A 19,350-nucleotide genomic window follows, 5' to 3' on the forward strand; every position below is an offset into this window, starting at 1 on the left:
TTTTCAACGCGGAATCCCCTTTGGACGCTCAGGTCGTGCGCCCGCGCGGGCGCCGTCCTTCCCATCGATCTTGGCGGCATTGTGTCGCGGCGCGAGCGAGGCCATGCAGGGATAAAGGGGACGAGGAGCGGTCAACTCCTCGCGGCGACGTCGCCGGCGCTGCCCTGCCTCAGTACGCCAGGGTGAGCGCGTCGTGCGCGGCGGAGGCGGAGAAGGCCGGAATCGCGGACAGCCGGGCGTCGTCCGGCCGCGAGGCCTGCGAGGTGTCGGGCGTTGCGCCGGGAGCGGCGACGATGTCCAGCGCGAGCAGGACTTTCCCGCCGACGGCCGTCTGGATCCCGCCGGCCAGGGCCAGGCGACCGCCGCCGAGCAGCCGGTCCGCGCCGGCGCCGCCGCCAGGCTGCATGGTGACGCCGGCGTCCACGCCGCCCGACCAGGCGGTCGCGGCCTGCAGGGGCTGAATCACCGCCAGACCGGCCGGTTGCCAATGGGCGGGTTCGGCCACCAGCGCGGCGATCTCGCGCTGGAGTCCTGCCACCTGCTCGAGGGCGCCCGGATCCCGCGGCGTTCCCGGCGGCAGGGGGCGTTGCAGCACGGCGAGGCGGTCCATGCTGGCGTTGATCGCCTCGGCCGCTTCGGGCGTCAGTGCCTGACGTTCCTGGTACACGCGCGAGCTGCCAGGGTGCAGGTTGACCAGCTGGCGCATGAAGTCGTCGTAGTGCCGGTCTCCGCCGCCGGCCCCCCCTGGCGGCCCACGGTCTCCCAAGGCCGCGACCCATCGCTCGCGCTGCGCATTCATCGCCCGGATGAAATCGTCCCGGACGCCGAACTCCCGGCTGCGGATCGACAGCTCCGGCCGGACGCGACCCTCGTCGGTGACCAGGCGGACGACACCGTTCTGCGCATGGATCACCAGCTCCGTCTCCACGCCGACCCGATGCCGTCCAAACAGGGCGATGCTCCGGCCCGACGGCGTGCTCAGCGCGGGATGGCCGATCCCCAGGCTGGCACCGGCGCGCAGGGCGGTGCGTGAGCCTTGCTCGGCCTGGACGCTGCGGGCCGTGCCGGCGCCATCCCGCGTCTGCTTGCGGTCGAACAGGGTGCGCTTCAGGCCGAGGCCTGCCGAGGCCGAGGCGCTGACGCCCGGCGCCAGCGTCGCGGAGGCCGTCGCATCGAGGGTCACGGACACGTCCGCCGCGACGGCCTTGCCTTCGTTCCAGCCGAACGAGATGTCGCGGAAGTCGCCCAGCCTGGCCACCATCTGCGCCCACATGGCGCCGCCATGGGCGGGGCGGTCGGCCTTGCCCTGATCGGCGATCTGGAAGATCGAATTGACCACCAGTTCGTTCATCCGCTGCCAGTCGGTGGACTGGAGGCGGGCGGCCTGGTCGGCCGGCAGGGTCTCGTGGTCCCGGCCCTCCTTGCGGGTGCGGATCATCAGACCCCGCGACACCAGGTGCGACCCGCCGATCCGGGCCATGGCCTGGGCGGACACGTTCACGAGCGGGCCGACTTCTGCGCCGACCCGCACGCCCGCGCCGACGGAGCCGCTGAACTTGCGTTCGCTCCCCAGGTAGAGCGTGCCCGTCTCGGCGACGCCGGCCCTGAACACCGCGGTGCGGGAGCGCTCGGCGCTGAGCTCCACGACCGGCGTGATGCCGGTGCTCAGACCGCCCACGCCGGCCACGCTCGCGAGGCCATAACCGGCCGTCACGCCGAGGCCATGCCGGCGGCCATCGCTGTAGGTGCCCAGGCGGCCGGCGGTGACCGCGTTCATCACCTGGCGCAGCATGTCGCGACGCTCGGCCGGCGAGGCGGCATTGAAGATCTGCTGGAGGCGCTTGGCATCCAGACGCGTGTTCATTTCGCCCTGCGGGGTCTTGATGGTCGTGGCCGACTCGATGGGGCCCGCCTTCAGCAGGGTCTCCAGCGGCGACTTGTCCTTGCCCGCGAGCCGTCGCAGCATGCGCACCGGCAGGCGGGCCTTGTGCATCGTCGTCGGCAGGACGCCGTCGGGTGTCTTGCAGGCGAGGTCGACATAGGTGACGAACTTGCGCAGGCGCTTGGCCATCAGATGGAAGTCCGATCCCTGGCCGCTTTCAGTGAAGCCGTTGCGCAAGGCGACGTAGGCGGGCTTGAAGTCGCGATGCTTCTCGGGCTGGCCGGCGCCGCGCCGCAGGTTGTCCGTGGCGTACAGGAAGGCTTGGGCGGGCAAGGTCGCGGGATGTTCCGGTTCGTGGGGTCCCCGGGCGCTACGGCGCGCGTTGCCGGTGCCGAGACGACCCGCGTCGAGCAGCTCGCGCCGCTGCGGATGGGCGTCGAGGGCGGCGCGGATGTCGGCCATCGACTGGGTGCCCCCCACCTCCAGACCGGCGTTGAGCAAGGCTTCCTCGGCATGGAGTCCAAGCTTGTAGAGCTCGAGCGTCTCCTCGGCACGGCCGCGGCGCGGATCGCCGGTCCGCGGCAAGGCGATGCCCTGCAGATCCAGCAAGGCCTGGAAACCGCCGGCCGTCGCGGCCAGCGCGCGGCGTGCCGCGTGCGTCGCTTGCGCAACGGCGGTAGAACCAGCGCCCAGTTCAGCTGGAGCCGGCGAAGGGGCTTCGGCACCGCGCAGGGACAGGTCGTCCAGCGCCGGCGGCGTCTCCAGGCGCAGGCGCTGGTAGACCTGCCAGGCCTGCACCGGGTCCGCGGTGACGGCGCGGAGCACGGTGGCGATCAGCAAGGATTGCTCGTGGCGAAGCCGGTGTCCGTCCGGGCGCCGGATCGGGTCCGGGTTCGGATGGTCGAGCAGCGTGGTCGCGAGCCGGGTGGTGGCGAGCCGGGTCGATCGCGAGTCCGCAGGGAACATGCGCAGGATCTCGGCATTGAAGGCGGCCGGATCTTGCGCAACGGCGCGACCGTTCACCGTGCCGCCGGGGCCGTCCGCCAGCCATGGCCCCGTCATCAGCCCCGCTCCCGCCTTGACTCCTGCGGCGCGGACGTCGCGATCGACCGACTTCAGGCCGCGCTCGCTGGCCGCCGTTGTCGCGCGGAAGACCAGCGGGCGTTCTTTCAGCGAGATTTCAGGCGCCGAGTTGCTGCCGGACAGGTTGAGCGGCCCGATGACGACCTCGACGCGCGGCACCGCCGCGCGCAGCCGCAGCGCGTCGAGCGGACGGCGCAGCCGGTCCATGACACTCGGGGCCGATCGCTCGTCGGCTCCGGACGGTGGGGATTCGGCGGTCCCGGAGGTGGTCACCGTCACGTCGGTGTCGGCGGGCATCGCGCCGCGGGGGCGCCATCCAAAGAGACTGAACGGCATCGTCGTGCTCCGTGGCGGGACGACGCGCCGAACGTCCCGAACCACTGTCGGACCGCCCTACCTCGACGCGTGGCGGCCAGATGACTGGGACAGTGCCGAGGTTGTCGTTCGCGGTTCGTTCGTCAACGACGAAACCATCCGGAAAGAGAACGCCCTCCGGTGCCCACACGAACGCGTTCAGAGAAGGGGCGCGCTGGCGTTGCTCTCGTCGTCCTGGCGTTTCAGCGCGGCAAGCGTCGCATGCGCCATGGCCACGTGGGCGTGGGTGTCCGGATCCGAGGCGACGGCGGTGGGTGTCGACGTCGACGTGCCCTCGGACAGCAGCGCGGTCTCCGGCGCCCTGGGCGACGCGAGCAGTTCCGACGCCGCCGGCACTGGCGTGGGCGTGGGCGTGGGCGCGCCCGTGTCCGCTGCCTTGGCGAACCAGATATCGCCCATCTGGTGCGTCACGCCGTCCGCGGTCTTGTAGCCGGAGATCAATCCGATGACGTTGCCATGATCGACGGTCGAGCTCGACTGCGCGTTCAGGTCCAGCTCGACGATGCCCAGCTCCGCCAACGACTTGAGCTCGCCGGCGTCGGTCTTGCCGTTGCCATTGGCGTCGGCCCAGATGCGCAGCTGATTGAAACCGGCATCGAGCGCATTCAGCGCATGGTCGCCGTTGGCGTCCAGGGCCTGCATCGCCTCGTAGCCGTTGGCGGCATGCTTGCCGTTGGCCAGCAAGGTGCCGGTGCCGAAGAGCTCCGCGCCCGAGTCGATCTGCCCGTTGCCGTTGAGGTCGCGCGCCAGCAGGCCGTTGCCCTGCGCCATCCATCCCCATTGCTGGGCATGGCCAGTGTTGTTCATGTCGAAGCTGACGCCCTGCGCCGCGGACACCGTCCCGAGGCCGTGGCCGTCCAGGTTCAGCATGATCGGCGTGGCCAGGAACAGCGCGTCCAGCTGCGCGCCGGACATCGCATGGATGGTCTCGGTGCTGAACGCCAGCACCTGGTCCATGCTGAGCGCGGCCAGGTCCCGGGTCTCGAAGCCGACGATCGCGTCGCTGCCGATCGCGTGGATCTGGTCCACCGTCAGCGCCTTGGCCTGGTCGCGGCTGAGCGCCGTCAGGTCGTCGCTGGACATCGTGCCGAAGGCCTCGGACGTGATCGCCGCGAGCTGCTGCGTCGTCAGCGACGCGACCTGCCGGCTGTCCAGCGCCTCGATCGCCTCGGAGTTCATCGCCGCGATCGCCTCGGTGTGCAGCGCGCGCAGCGTCTGGGTGGTCAGCCCGTGGATCTGGTCCGAGCCGAGCGCGGCGAAGACGTCCGTCGACAGCGCGTTCAGCGTCGCGGTGCCCAGCACGCGGAAGGCGCCCGAGGTCAGCGCCGCGTAGTCCTCGGTGCCGAAGCCGCTCAATTGCGTATTCGTCATCTCGACCAGCTGGGTGCTGGTCATGGCATGGACCTGGTCGGTGGACAGCGCCGCGAAGTCGCCGGCGTCCATCACGCGGATGGCCCGGCCGGGCAGCAGCGCCACGTCCTGCGCGTCGAGCGAGGCGATCTGGTCGCTGGTCCAGGCCAGCACCTGGACATTCGTCAGCCCCAGGACCTGCGCCGTGCCCAGCGCCTGGATCTGGTCCGTGTGCATCGCCGCCGCCTGCTGGAAGGTCAGCGAGCCGACCTGGTCCGGCCGCAGGGCCGCGATCTGGTCGGTGCTGAACAGGGCGATCTGGTCCGAGCCCATCGCCTTCAAGGCGGTGGTGTGCAGGGCGGAGAGGTCCTGCGTCTCCAGCGCGGCGATCTGCGTGCCGCTCAGTGCCGCGAGCTGGGACGAACGCAAGGCCGCGAACTGCAGCGTCGTCAGCGCGGCCAGCGCCGTGGGGTCCATCGCCGCGATCTGCAAGGAGGTCAGCGCCGCGATCTGTTTGGCCGACAGCGCGGCGATCTGGTCCAGGTCCAGCGAACCGAACTGGTCGCTGCTCAGCCCGAGCAGGGCCTGCGAGCCCAGGCTCGCGAGCTGCGCCGTGCTCAGGTGGTCGATCTGGTCCGCGGTCAGCCCGAGCAGTTGCTTCGAGCTCAGCACCGCGAGTTGCGCGCTGCTCAGCGAGGCGATGCTGTCGACGTTCATCGCGCCGAGCTGGGCGGAGGTCAGGCCCAGCAGCGCGCGCGTGTTCAGACCGATGACGTCCTGGAACTCCAGTTGACTGATCTGATCAGTCGTGAATGCCGCCAGCTGCTTCGACGAGAAGACCGCGAACTGCGCCGAGTCCAGTGCGTTCAGGTCGGCCTGTTCCATCGACGACAACTGGACGGTCGTCAGCGACGCGATCTGGTTGGTGCGCAACGCCGCGAACTGCTCGGGCACGAGGGCGTTGAGCTGGTCGGTGGTGAAGCTTTGCAGCGCCTGCACGGTGAAACCGCGCACGCCGTCGGTGGACAGCGCATCGATCTGCGAGGGCGCCAGCGCGGCGACCTGGCCGGTGCTCAGCAGCGCCGTCTGGGCGCTGCCGAAGGCACCGACCTGCTCGCGGCTGAGCACGTGAATCTGCTCGGTCGTCAGCGCCGTCAGGTACGTCGGCTTGACGCCGGCGAGCAGTTCAGGCGCCAGCGCGCCGATCTCGTCCGTGGAGATCGCGGCCAGCTGGAAGGAGGTGAGGGCCGCGAAATGGACCGATCCCAGCGCGTTGAAGCTGTCATGGTCGAGGCTGCGCACCTGCGCCGTGCTCAGCGCGGCGAGCTGGCCGTCGCGCAGCGTGGCCACGCCGAGCGGGCCCAGCGCGTCCAGCTGGGCGGCGCTCAATCCCCGGATCGCCAGCGTCGAGATCGCCTGCAGCGCCTGCGACGACAGCGCCACCAACTGGTCCGCGGTCAGCGCACCGATCTGCGCGGCGTTGAGCGCCCCCGACTGCGAGGTGCTGAAGGCGGCCACCAGGTTGATGTCCAGCGCCTGCACCTGCGCGCTGCTCAGCGAGCGGATCACCGTGGCGTTCAGCGCGCCGAAGTCCTCGGGTTCGAGCTGCGAGACCTGATCGGTCGTCAGGCCGCGGAACTGCGCCGACGTGAAGGCGGCGAACTGCCCCGTCGTCAGCGTGTTCAGGTCCTCGGCCGACAGCGCCGCCAACTGCGCCGTGGTGAGCGAGCGGATCTGGTTGGTGGTCAGCGCCTGCAACTGATCCGAGTTCAGCACGTCGAGCTGGTGGTCGGACAGCGTCGCGATCACGCGCGTCGACAGCGCCTGGATCGCGCCGGTGCCCAGCGCGGACAGCTGTTCATCGCTGAGGTCGCGCAGTTGCGTCGTCGACAGCGAGCCGGCTTGCGAGCCGCTGATCGCCGCCAACTGCTCGGAGCTCAGCGAGGCCAGTTGCGCCGGCGTCAGGCCGCGCAGCGTCGCGCTGCTGAGCGCGGCGAGGTCTTCCGTCGTCAGCGAATGGAACTGCTCCGGCGTCAGCGACTGCAGCTGCTTGGAGCTGAAGGCCGCGATCTGCGAGGTCGACAGCGCGGCCAGGTCGTCGGTGTCGAAGGCGGCCAGCTGGCGCGTCGTCAGCATCGCGATCTGCACCGTCTTGAGCGCGCCGAGCTGTTCGGCGCTCATGGCCGCCAGCACCTCGGGCTTCAGCCCCACCAGCGCGCTGCTGCTCATCAGCCGCAATTCGTCGGTGCTGAAGGCCGGCAACTGGTCGCTGGTAAGTCCGATCAACTGGGTCGAAGTCAGGCTCTGCACCTGGCGCGAGCTCAGCGCGTCGACCTGGTCCGAGGACAGCGCGCCCAGCTGCTGCGAGTTCAGCGCGCGCAGGCCCTTGGTGCCGATCGCGGCCAGATCCTCACCTTCGAGCGCCGCGATCTGCGCGGTGCTCAACGACTTGATCTGCAGCGTGTTGAGTGCGCCGGCCTGTTCCGTCGTCAACGCGACCAGCGAATCGGTGCTCAGCGTGCGGAACTGCTGGCTGGTCAGCGCGGCGATCTGCTTGCTGTCCAGCGACTGCACCGCGTCGGATGAGAGGTGCGACACCGCGCTCGTGCTCAGGCCGCGGACCGCGCCCGTGGACAACGCCTGCAGCGCGTCGGTTGTGAGCGCACTGAGCTGGTCGCCGCTCAGGCCCTTGGTCTGGTTGCCGCGCAGCGCGCCGATCTGGGCGGTGCTGAAGGCATTGAGCTGGTCGACGCTGAGGGCGCCGATCTGCACCGTGTTCAGCACCTGCATCGAGGCGGTGCTGAAGACCGCCACCTCGTCGGTGGCCAGCATCCCGATCTGCTGGCTGCCGAGGCCGCGCACCTGCACCGACGACAGCGCCGCGATCTGCGCGCTGTCCAGCGCGGTGAACTGGTCGCTGTCCATGCGGCGCAACCGGTCCACGGTCAGCGCCGGGATCTGCGTCGTCGTCAGCGCATGGATCTGGTCGGTGGTCAGCGCGGCCAGCGAGGACGTCGTCAGCGTGCGGATCGCCGCCGTGTTGATCGCCTGGACATCCTGCAGCTCCATCGCCGACAGCTGTCCCGACGCCAGGTAGTTGAGCTGGCGGGCCGAGAGCGCCGACACCTGGACGGTCGTCAGCGCCACCACCTGCTCGGCGGTCAGCAAGGCCCACTCCGACCCCGTCAGCGTCGCGAGCTGCGTGGTGGTGAGCGCTGCGATCTCCTCGGGAGTGAGCGAACCGACGTCGAAGGTGGCCATGCGGGAAAGGAGAGTACTTCTGAAACCGTGGCGGTCTGTCGTTTGCGGCCCCCCGAACCGCGTCGAGTGGGCGGGAGGCGGAAGCCGCAAACGGCAAACCGGGGGCGCGAGGCCCCCGGTTCCGGACTGCCGCTTAGATCAGCGGAACAGCGCCGTTCTGGTCGTCGTCATGCAGCTTCTTGTAGGCCGCGCTCATGACGTCGTGGTTCACCGTGTCGGTGGCCGCGGCGGTGGTCGCCGCCGTGACCGCCGTCGCGGTGGACGCCGTGGCGCCGCCGAGCAGGTTGGCCTCCGGCTGGGCCAGCAGGTCGCCCAGGTGCGGGGTCGCTGCCGTCGCGCTGGTGGCGGTGTGCTGCGAGCCGTCCTTGGCGAACCACACGTCCGTCATCTCGTGCGAGGTGCCGTCCGACTTGGTGAAGCTCGACACCAGGCCCAGCACGTTGCCGTTGTCGACGTCCGTGCCCTTGGTCGCACCGAGGTTCAGGTCGGTGATGCCCAGGTCGGCCAGCGTCTTGAGCTCGCCTGCGTCGGTCTTGCCGTCGTGGTTGGCGTCGACCCAGACCTGCAGCTTGCTGAAGTCCACGTCCTTGGCGTTGATGTGGCCGTCATGGTTCGTGTCCAGCGAGGCCAGGGCGGCGAAGCCGTCCAGACCCTTGCGCCCGTTGACCGTGGTGCCGGCGCCGAAGAGCTCCGCACCGCTGTCGATCGTGCCGTTGCCGTTGCGATCCATCACCAGCAGGCCGTCGTTGCCGCCGACCCAGCCCCACTTGTCGTTGTGACCGGTGGCGTTCAGGTCGAAGTTCACGCCGTGCGCCGCGGACACCGTCTGGATGCCGTTGCCGTCCAGGTCCAGCACGATCGGCGAGGCCAGGAACAGCGCGTTGGTCTGCTCACCGGTGAAGCCGGCCGTCTGATCGGACGTCATCGCCAGCACCTGCTGCATGTTCATGCTGGCCAGGTCCTGCGTGTCCCAGCCGATGAACTGGTCGGACGTCATCGCCACGATCTGGTCCGTCGACAGCCCCTGCACCTGGATCGAGGTCAGCGCATGGATGTCGCTGGAGTCCAGCGCCAGGATCTGTTCCGTCGTGAAGGCGTGCATCTGCGTCGAGGTCAGCGTCGCGAAGTGCGTGCTGGTCATCGAGGCGATGTCCTCGGTCGACAGGGCCGCGATCTGGTCCGTGCCCAGCGAGCGCAGTTGCGCCGTGCTGAATTCATGGACCTGGTCGCTGGTCAGCGCCGCGATCTGGTCGGTGTTGAACGCGTGCAGGGCGGTCGTGCTCAACGCATGGATGCCGTCGGTGGTGATCGACGCGATGTCGGCGGTCTCGATGCCGGCCACCTGCGATGCGCCCACCGCGCTCCACTGCTGCGAGGTCAGCGCGTGGATCTGATCCGAGGTGAAGGCTTCGAAGTCGGCCGAGCCGAAGGCCACCATGTTCGTGCTGCTGATCGCCGCGAGGTCGCCCGAGTCGATCGCCTGCACCTGGTCGGTGGTGAAGGCGTGCAACTGGGCCGAGCTCATCGACACGATCTGCTGCGAGGTCAGCGCCTGCACGTCGTCGGTGGCCATCTGGCTCACCTGCAGCGTGCTCAGGGCGCCGATCTGCTGCGTCGTCAGCGCGGCGATCTGGTTGCTGTCCAGGGCTTCCAGTTGCGCGCTGTCCAGCGAGCGGATCGCCAGCGTGCTCAGGCTGCGCAGATCACCCGTCTCGAAGGCCGCCATCTGGTCGGTCGTCAGCCCGTCGACCTGCGCCGAAGTCAGCGCCGCCGCCTGCGACGAGCTCAGCGCCACGATCGCGTCGGTGCTCAGGGCGCCGATCTGGGCCGAACCGAAGGCCTGCAGCTGCGTGGAGGTCAACGCGGCGACGTCGTCGGTCGTCATCGTCGAGATCTGCGCGGTCGTCAGGGCCTGCAGCTGCGTGTTGCTCAGCGAGCGGATCTGGCCGCTGGTCAGCGCGTTCAGGTCGTCGCTGGTCAGGTTGGCGATCTGGCTGGTCGTCAGCGAGGCGACCTGCAGCGTCGTCAGCGCGGCGATCTGGTTGCTGTCGAGCGCTTCGATCTGATCGGTGCCCAGGGCGCGCAGGGCGACCGTCGACAGCGCGCGCAGGTCGGCGGTTTCCATCGCGGCCATCTGGTCCGTCGTCAGACCCTTGACCTGGGCCGAGGACAGCGCGGCCACCTGGCCCGAGGTCAGGGCGACGACCGAGTCGGTGCTCAGCGCGCCGATCTGGGCCGAGCTGAACGCCTGGACCTGCTGCGAGGACAGCGCGGCCACGTCGTTGCTCTCCATCGTGGAGACCTGCGCCGTGGTCAGCGCGGCGACCTGCTGGGTCGTCAGCGCCTTGATCTGGCCGCTCGTCAGGGCGTTCAGATCGTCCGAGGTCAGGTTGCTCACCTGGGCCGTCGTCAGCGCGGCGACTTGCTGCGTCGTCAGCGCGGCGACCTGGTCGGAGCCGAGGGCCGCCAGCTGATCGCTGGTCAGGGCGCGCAGGGCCACCGTCGACAGGGCCTTCAGGTCACCCGTTTCGATGGCGCCCATCTGATCCGTCGTCAGACCGGCGACCTGCTTGCTGGTCAGCGCGGCGACCTGCACCGAGCTCAGCGCCACGACCGCGTCGGTCGTCAGGGCGCCGACCTGGTCGGAGCTCAGCGCGGCCACCTGGTTGGTCGCCAGCGCGGCCACGTCCGCAGTCTCCATCGTCGACACCTGCGCGGTCGTCAGCGCGGCCACCTGGGCGGTGCTCAGCGCCTTGATCTGCGCGCTGGTCAGCGCGTTCAGGTCGTCGGAGCTCAGGTTGCTGACCTGGCCGGTCGTCAACGCGGCGACCTGCTGGGTCGTCAGCGCGGCGATCTGGTTGCTGTCGAGCGCTTCGAGTTCGGCAGAGGTCAGCGACGCCACCTGACCCGTGGTCAGGGCGCGCAGCTGGCCGGTCGTCAGGGCGGCGAAGTCGTCGGTGGCGAACTGGCTGATCTGACCGGTCGTGAGCGACGCCACCTGGGCGGTGGTGAGCGCTTCGACCTGGTCGGAGCTCAGCGCCTGCAGCTGGTCGCTGGTCAGGGCGCGCAGGGCGACCGTCGACAGCGACTTCAGATCACCGCTTTCGATGGCGGCCATCTGGTCGGTCGTCAGGCCGGCGACCTGCTTGCTGGTCAGCGCGGCGACCTGCGCCGAGGTCAGGGCGACGATCGAGTCGGTGCTCAGCGCGCCGACCTGGGCCGAGCTCAGCGCGGCGACCTGGTTGGTGGCGAGCGCCTGCACGTCGGCGGACTCCATCGCGGCGACCTGGGCGGTCGTCAGCGCGGCGACCTGCTGCGTCGTCAGGGCCTTGATCTGGCCGCTGGTCAGGGCGTTCAGGTCGTCGGAGGTCAGGTTGCTGACCTGGCCGGTCGTCAGCGCGGCGACCTGCTGGGTCGTCAGCGCGGCGACCTGATCCGAGCCCAGCGCTTCCAGCTGGGCCGAGGTCAGCGCCTGCAGGGCGTTGGTCGACAGGGCCTTCAGGTCACCCGTTTCGATGGCGGCCATCTGGTCCGTCGTCAGACCGGCGACCTGCTTGCTGTTCAGCGCGGCGACCTGCGCCGAGCTCAGGGCGACCACTGCCTCCGTGCTCAGTGCGCCGACCTGGGCCGAGCTCAGCGCGGCGACCTGCTGCGAGTTCAGCGCGGCGACATCGGCGCTTTCCATCGCGGAGACCTGCGCGGTCGTCAGCGAGGCGACCTGCTGGGTCGAGAGCGCCTTGATCTGGCCGCTGGTGAGGGCGTTCAGGTCGTCGCTGGAGAGGCTGCTGACCTGCAGGGTCGACAGCGAAGCGACCTGGGCGGTCGTCAGCGCGGCGATCTGGTCGGAGCCCAGTGCGTCGAGCTGATCGGTGCCGAGGGCGCGCAGCGCGACCGTGGACAGCGCCTTCAGGTCGCCCGTCTCGATGGCGGCCATCTGGTCGGTCGTCAGACCGGCGACCTGCTTGCTGGTCAGCGCGGCGACCTGCGCCGAGCCCAGGGCGACGATCGCCTCGGTGCTCAGGGCGCCGACCTGGGCCGAGCCCAGCGCCTGCACCTGGGCGGTGGTCAGCGCGGCGACGTCATCGCTGGTCATCGTCGAGACCTGGCCGGTCGACAGCGCGGCGACCTGCTGGGTCGTCAGCGCCTTGATCTGGCCGCTCGTGAGGGCGTTCAGGTCGTCCGAGGACAGGTTGCTGACCTGACCGGTCGTCAGTGCGGCGACCTGCACGGTCGTCAGCGCGGCGATCTGGTCGGAACCCAGCGCGTCGAGCTGGTCGGTGCCCAGGGCGCGCAGCGCGACGGTGGACAGCGACTTCAGGTCGCCCGTCTCGATCGCGGCGATCTGGTCGGTGGTCAGGCCGGCGACCTGCTTGGTCGTCAGCGCGGCGACCTGCGAGGAGGTCAGCGCGACGATGGCTTCCGTGCTCAGCGCGCCGACTTGCGACGAGCTCAGCGCGGCGATCTGGTTGGTCGCCAGGGCGGCGACGTCCGCGGACTCCATCGTGTTGATCTGGCCGGTCGTCAGCGCGGCGACCTGCTGGGTCGTCAGGGCCTTGATCTGGCCGCTGGTCAGGGCGTTCAGGTCGTCCGAGGACAGGTTGCTGACCTGGCCGGTCGTCAGGGCGGCGACCTGCTGGGTCGTCAGCGCGGCGACCTGGTCGCTGCCGAGCGCGTCCAACTGGGCGGTGCCGAGCGCGGCGATCTGGGCGGTGCCCAGGGCGCGCAGCTGGCCGGAGGTGAAGGCGCCGAAGTCGTCCGTCGCGAGCTGGCTGACCTGGCCGGTCGTCAGCGCGGCGACCTGGCCGGTCGTCAGCGCCTGGACCTGGTCGGTCGACAGGGCCTGCAGCTGGTCGCTGGTCAGCGCGCGCAGGGCGGTGGAGGACAGCGAGCGCAGATCAGCCGTCTCGATCGCGGCCATCTGGTCGGTCGTCAAGCCGGCGACCTGCTTGCTCGTCAGGGCGGCGACCTGGCCCGAGGTCAGGGCGACGATCGAGTCGGTGCTCAGCGCGCCGACCTGGGCCGAGCTCAGCGCGGCCACCTGGTTGGTGTTCAGCGCCTGCACGTCGGCCGATTCCATCGTGGAGACCTGGGCGGTCGACAGCGCGGCGATCTGCTGCGTCGACAGGGCCTTGATCTGGCCGCTGGTCAGCGCGTTCAGGTCGTCCGAGGTCAGGTTGTTCACCTGGCCGGTCGTCAGCGCGGCGACCTGCTGGGTCGTCAGCGCGGCGATCTGGTTGCTGTCCAGCGCTTCCAGCTGGGCGGAAGTCAGCGACTGCAGCGCGTTGGTGGCCATCGCCTTCAGGTCGCCCGATTCGAGGGCGGCCATCTGGTCGGTGGTCAGGCCGGCGACCTGCTTGCTGTTCAGCGCGGCGACCTGCTGCGAGGTCAGGGCGACGACGGAGTCGGTGCTCAGCGCGCCGAGCTGGGCCGAGCCGAGGGCGGCGACCTGCTGGGTCGTCAGCGCCTGGACGTCGGCGGATTCCATCGTGTTGACCTGCGCGGTGGTCAGCGCGGCGACCTGGGCGGTGCCCAGGGCCTTGATCTGCGCGCTGTTCAGCGCGTTCAGGTCATCGCTGGCCAGGCCGGCGACCTGGGCGGTCGTCAGTGCGGCCACTTGCACGGTGTTCAGCGCGGCGACCTGGTCGGAACCCAGCGCGTTCAGCTGGTCGGTGGTCAGGGCGCGCAGCGCGGTGGTGCTCAGCGCACGCAGGTCACCAGTCTCGATGGCGGCCATCTGGTCGGTGGTCAGGCCGGCGACCTGCTTGGTCGTCAGCGCGCCCACCTGCACGGAGCTCAGGGCGACGATCGCGTCGGTGCTCAGCGCGCCGATCTGGGCCGAGCCCAGCGACTGCAACTGCGCGGTCGTCAGCGCGGCGACGTCCTCGCTGGTCATGGTCGCGATCTGGCCGGTCGTCAGCGAGGCGACCTGCGCGGTCGACAGCGCCTTGATCTGGCCGCTCGTGAGCGCGTTCAGGTCGTCGGAAGTCAGATTGCTGATCTGGCCGGTCGTCAGCGACGCGACCTGGACAGTCGTCAGCGCGGCGATCTGGTCGGACCCCAGGGCTTCGATCTGGTCGGTGCCCAGCGCGCGCAGCGCGGCGGTGGACAGCGCCTTCACGTCACCCGTTTCCAGGGCGGCCATCTGGTCGGTGGTCAGGCCGGCGACCTGCTTGGTCGTCAGCGCGCCCACTTGCGCGGAGGTCAGGGCGGCGACGTTTTCCGTCGACAGCGCGCCGATCTGGGCCGAACCCAGCGCGGCGACCTGCTGGGTCGTCAGCGCCTGCACGTCGGCCGATTCCATGCCGTTGACCTGGCCGGTCGTCAGCGCGGCGACCTGGGCGGTCGACAGGGCGCGGATCTGGGCCGAGCCCAGCGCGTTCAGGTCGTCCGTGGCCAAGGCCTGGACCTGTGCCGTCGTCAGCGCGGCGACCTGGGCGGTCGTCAGCGCGGCGATCTGGTCGGAGTTCAGGGCGTCGATCTGGGCGGTCGTCAGGGCGCGCAGGGCGTTGGTCGACAGCGCGCGGACGTCCACCGTCTCGATGGCGCCGACCTGGTCGGTGGTCAGGCCCCCGACCTGCTTCGTCGACAGCGGGGCGACCTGCTGCGAGCTCAGCGCGGCGATGTTCTCGGTCGAGAGCGCGCCGACCTGGTCGGAATTCAGCGCGACGATCTGCTGCGTGGACAGCGCCTGGACGTCGTTGCTCTCCATCGTGGAGATCTGGGCGGTCGTCAGGGCCGCGACCTGCTGGGTCGACAGCGCCTTGATCTGGCCGCTCGTCAGCGCGTTCAGGTCGTCGGACGTGAGGTTGGCGATCTGGCCGGTCGTCAGCGCGGCGACCTGGGCGGTCGTCAGCGCGGCGATCTGGTCGGAGCCCAGGGCGGCGATCTGGTCGGTGGTCAGCGCGCGGATGGCCGCGGTGCCCAGCGCCTTCAGGTCGCCCGTTTCGAGGGCGGCCATCTGGTCGGTCGTCAGGCCGGCGACCTGCTTGGTCGACAGCGCGGCGACCTGAGAAGAGGTCAGCGCGACGATGTTCTCGGTCGACAGGGCGCCGACCTGGTCGGAGCTCAGTGCCTGGACCTGGCCGGAGGTCAGCGCCTGGACGTCGGCGCTTTCCATCGTCGAGACCTGGGCGGTCGACAGGGCGGCGACCTGGGCGGTGCCGAGCGCGCGGATCTGGGCCGAGCCCAGCGCGTTCAGGTCATCGCTGGTCAGACCCTGGACCTGGCCGGTCGTCATGGCGGCGACCTGCTGCGTCGTCAGCGCGCCGACCTGGGCGGAGCCCAAGGCGTCGAACTGGTCGGTGGTCAACGAACGGATCGCGGCCGTGGACAGCGCGCGCAGATCCTGCGTTTCCATCGCGGCCATCTGGTCGGTGGTCAGACCGGCGATCTGCTTGGTCGACAGCGCGGCGACCTGCGAGGAGGTCAGCGCGGCGACGTTGTCGGTCGACAGCGCGCCGATCTGGGTGGAGCTCAGCGCGGCGACCTGCGCCGTGCTCAGCGCCTGCACGTCGGCGCTCTCCATCGTGGAGACCTGGGCGGTCGACAGCGCGGCGACCTGGGCGGTGCCCAGGGCGCGGATCTGGGCCGAGCCCAGTGCGTTCAGGTCATCGCTGGACATCGCCTGGACCTGGCCGGTGGTCAGCGCGGCCACCTGGCCGGTCGACAGGGCGGCGACCTGGTCGGAGTTCAGCGCGTCGAACTGGTCCGTCGTCAGCGACCGGATCGCGGTCGTGGACATGGCGCGCAGGTCGGCCGTCTCGATGGCGGCGACCTGGTCGGTCGTCAGGCCGGCGATCTGCTTGGTCGACAACGCGGCGACCTGCTGCGAGCTCAGCGCGGCGATGTTCTCGGTGGACAGCGCGCCCACCTGGCCCGAGCTCAGCGCCTGGACCTGTTGCGTGCTCAGCGCCTGCACGTCGGCGCTTTCCATCGCGGACACCTGGGCGGTCGACAGCGCGGCGACCTGGGCGGTGCCCAGGGCGCGGATCTGGGCCGAGCCCAGCGCGTTCAGGTCGTCACTGGACATCGCCTGGACCTGACCGGTCGTCAGGGCGGCGACCTGCTGGGTCGTCAGCGCGGCGACCTGGTCGGAATTCAGCGCGTCGAACTGGTCCGTCGTCAGCGAGCGGATCGCGGCCGTGGACAGCGCGCGCAGGTCGGCGCTCTCGATGGCGGCGACCTGGTCGGTCGACAGACCGGCCAACTGCTTGGAAGTCAGGGTGGCGAACTGGCCGGAGGTCAGCGCGACGATGGCCTCGGTGGACAGCGCGGCGATCTGGGCCGAGCTCAGCGCGGCGACCTGGCCGGTGGTGAAGGCCTGGACGTCGGCCGATTCCATGCCGGAGACCTGGTCGGTCGACAGCGCGGCGATCTGGGCGGTGCCCAGCGCGCGGATCTGCGCGCTGCTCAGCGCGTTCAGTTCATCGGTGGACAGCACGGCGACCTGGCCGGTCGTCAGCGCGCCGATCTGGGTGCTGGTCAGCGCCGAGACCTGGTCCGAATTCAGCGCCTGGACCTGGTCGGTCGACAGGGCGCGGACGGTGGCGGTCGAGAGCGCCTTCATGTCGTCGGAGCTGATGGCCGCCATCTGGTCGGTCGTCAGGCCCTTGACCTGCGTGGAGCTCAACGCACCGATCTGGCCGGAGCTCATCGCCTCGATCGAATCGGTGCTCAGCGCGCCGACCTGGGAGGAACTCAGCGCGCGGACTTGCGCGGTCGTCAGCGCCTGCACATCGGTGCTGTTGACGCCGGCCAACTGGTCGGTCGTCAGCGCGGCGATCTGCTGCGTGGTGATGGCGCGGATCTGGTTGGTGTCCAGGGCGGCGATCTCATCGCTGGCCAACTGGCGGATCTGCTGCGTGGACAACGCGCCGATCTGGGCGGTGGTCAGCGCGGCGATCTGGTCGGAGTTCAGGGCCGCGATCTGGTCGGTGCCCAGCGCCTTGACGGCGGCGGTGCTCAGCGCGTGGACGGCGTCCGAGGTCAGCGCGGCGGCTTGATCGGAAGTCAGGGCGGCGGTCTGGGTGCTGCTCAGCGCGGCGGCCTGGCTGGTGCCCAACGCGGCGACGCCCTCGGTGGAGAGGGCGTGGACCTGCTGCGAGCTCAGCGACTTGATCTGGTTGGTGGTCAGTGCCTGGAGGTCGTCCGAGGCCATGGAGCCGATCAGGCTGGTGGAGATGGCCGCCACCTGCTGCGTGCTCAGCGCCCGGATCTGGTCCGAGGCCAGGGCGTTCAGGTCGTCCGATTCCAGGTTGCGGACCTGGCTGGTGGTCATCGCGCCGACCTGCTTGGTCGTCATCGCGCCGAACTGGTCGGAACCCAGGGCATTCAGCTGCGCGCTGGTGAAGGTCTGCACCGCGGCGGTGGACAGTGCGCGCAGGTCGTCGGACTCGATGGCGGCGATGTTGGTCGTCGTGAACAGCGAGACCGCCTTGGTGCCGAGCGTCGCGAACTGCGACGTCGTCAGCGCCTGGAACTGCTCGGTGGTGAACGCGGCCCAGTCTTCGCTGGTCAGGCGCGCCAGGGTCGTCGACGTGAGGGCGGCGATCTGGTCGGTCGTCAGGTTGGTAATCAGCGATGCCATCTTGGAACTCCGTGAACCTATGGGGGCGGATGCGCCCATAGGCGCGAGGTGGATTGGGTCAGCTTGTTGTTGCCGGGCACCCGAACTTCCGGATGCCGTCAGTCGGTTTTCGGACGCCGATGGACAAACTTGAGCTAGCCCGGAAATGTTATTGGTGGCGCGCTTAACGTGAACGGAACAAAAGGGCCTGGAGTCGGCCTCAGTTCACGGTTACAGAAGCGGCGTAAAGCCCGCGAACGCGGGGGAGGAGATGCTTGCCAAGGCAAGGGATTCCGGCCGTGTCATCGAACGATCGTTCGCTTGTCACGCGGCGGACATTCAATGGTGATCGGCACTTACGCGCAATCCTGAAGGTGGACCGGAGGTCGAGGACCCGAGCGGCAGGCGCTTGTCCTGTGTCGGAGTGAATGAAACGCGTTGTAAGTCGTGTGAACAAAGACCTGCAAGCTCGGCGCCGTCCGGGCGCTTCGACAGCGGCGGTTTCTGTCGAGCGTGATAAGTTCACGGGTTTCCAGTAGCTCGGCCGACCTCAGTTTTGAGGGGTATGACTGCCTCCATTACTTATTGATGGCCAATTAATATGACGACGAACGCAACCCGGCCCTTTCGGATCCTCGGCGTCCAGCAGATCGCGATCGGTGGACCGGACAAGGCGGCCCTTCGCCGGCTGTGGGTGGAGGTGTTGGGGCTGGAGGTCGTCGGCCACTTCGTGTCGGCGTCGGAAAACGTCGACGAGGACATCTGCGCGATCGGCGACGGCCCGCACCGGATCGAGATCGACCTGATGCAGCCGCTGGATCCGGAGAAGAAGCCGGCGGTCCACGTGACGCCGCTCAATCACCTCGGGCTGTGGGTCGACGATCTGTCCAAGGCGGTCGAGTGGATGACCGCGAACGGGGTGCGCTTCGCGCCGGGCGGTATCCGCAAGGGAGCGGCAGGCCACGACATCTGCTTCATCCATCCGAAGAGCAGCGGCGAGTTCCCGATCGGCGGGGAGGGCGTGCTGATCGAGCTGGTGCAGGCGCCGCCGGAGGTGGTAAATGCGTTGGGCGGCTCACGCGGCTCACGCGGCTCACGCGGCTCACGCGGCGCTTGAGCGGCGCCCCGTCACCAGAACTTCCACCAGGGCGCGTTCGGCGCAGCGTCCTCCGGCGCCGCCTTGCGCCGCGTGCCCGAGCGCTGGAAATGCATCAGCGGAACGGAGAACGGATCGACGCGCGCTTCGCCGGCGCCTTCGAGCTGATAACCAAACCGCGCGAGCAGGACCGCCTCGCCCAGTTCCAGGGGATGGAAGGGCAGGGGGTAGGCCTCCTCGCCCTCGTCGGGGGGGACGCGTTGCTGCTCCGCCCAGTAGGGCGCCTCAAAGGGCAACGGCTCGCCGATGTCTTCCAGGATGCCGCTGTCGGGTGACAGGCTCAGCGAGCGGATGAGCCGGCCGTCCTCCCAGACGGCGAAGGCGAACCAGTCGACCACGCTGTGCATCGCATGCAAGGTGATCCGGCGTTTGCCGGCGATGTCGAGAAAGCGTCCCGGCAGTTGGGACGGGTGATCGACGGCGAACTCGCTGGCCGCGATGACGGCAACGCCCGGGAAACAGCCGATGAACATCAACGGGTCGGGCGGATTGGTATAGCTCAAGTCGCCTTCGCCGATCAGCTCGAGCGTTTCTCCTGGAAAGAGCCGTTCAGCCAGCGCGCGTGACGCGTCCCGGTCGAGCGCTGGCTGCGCTTCCAAGGCCGCACGAGCGTCGCCGTCCGCGATGACCAGCATCCAAGTCTTGGCCCCCATGCGCCATCCTCTCCGTTCTTTGGCG

Annotated in this window: 5 protein-coding genes; 1 reads left to right on the forward strand and 4 read right to left on the reverse strand. The window is 69.6% G+C overall.

Features of this window, described 5'->3' with window-relative positions; translation table 11 throughout:
• Positions 1-169: 169 nt before the first annotated feature.
• The 3 genes from VF536_RS22495 to VF536_RS22505 form a co-directional block, all read right to left on the reverse strand.
• Positions 170-3,301, reverse strand: coding sequence for a hypothetical protein (locus VF536_RS22495; RefSeq protein ID WP_331617130.1), 3,132 nt, complete (start codon positions 3,299-3,301; stop codon positions 170-172).
• Positions 3,302-3,478: 177 nt separating this feature from the next.
• Positions 3,479-7,951 (reverse strand): hypothetical protein, encoded by a 4,473-nt coding sequence (locus VF536_RS22500; protein ID WP_331617132.1) that lies wholly within the window; start codon positions 7,949-7,951, stop codon positions 3,479-3,481.
• Between the two features lie 133 nt (positions 7,952-8,084).
• Entirely contained in the window at positions 8,085-17,537 is a 9,453-nt protein-coding gene (locus VF536_RS22505; RefSeq protein ID WP_331617133.1) for a hypothetical protein, read from the reverse strand.
• 580 nt (positions 17,538-18,117) lie between these two features.
• Here VF536_RS22505 and VF536_RS22510 point away from each other — a divergent pair.
• Positions 18,118-18,633 carry a VOC family protein gene (locus VF536_RS22510; protein ID WP_331617135.1) on the forward strand — a complete coding sequence of 172 codons (516 nt, stop codon included), beginning with the start codon at positions 18,118-18,120 and terminating at the stop codon, positions 18,631-18,633.
• A gap of 11 nt (positions 18,634-18,644) precedes the next feature.
• Here the strand turns inward: VF536_RS22510 and VF536_RS22515 are convergent, their stop codons facing one another.
• Positions 18,645-19,307, reverse strand: a complete 663-nt coding sequence (locus tag VF536_RS22515; protein WP_331617136.1) for a DUF6928 family protein — start codon at positions 19,305-19,307, stop codon at positions 18,645-18,647.
• Between the last annotated feature and the right edge of the window lie 43 nt (positions 19,308-19,350).

Origin of the sequence: Roseateles sp. (assembly GCF_036486225.1) — a bacterium.
Taxonomy (GTDB): Bacteria; Pseudomonadota; Gammaproteobacteria; order Burkholderiales; family Burkholderiaceae_C; genus Roseateles.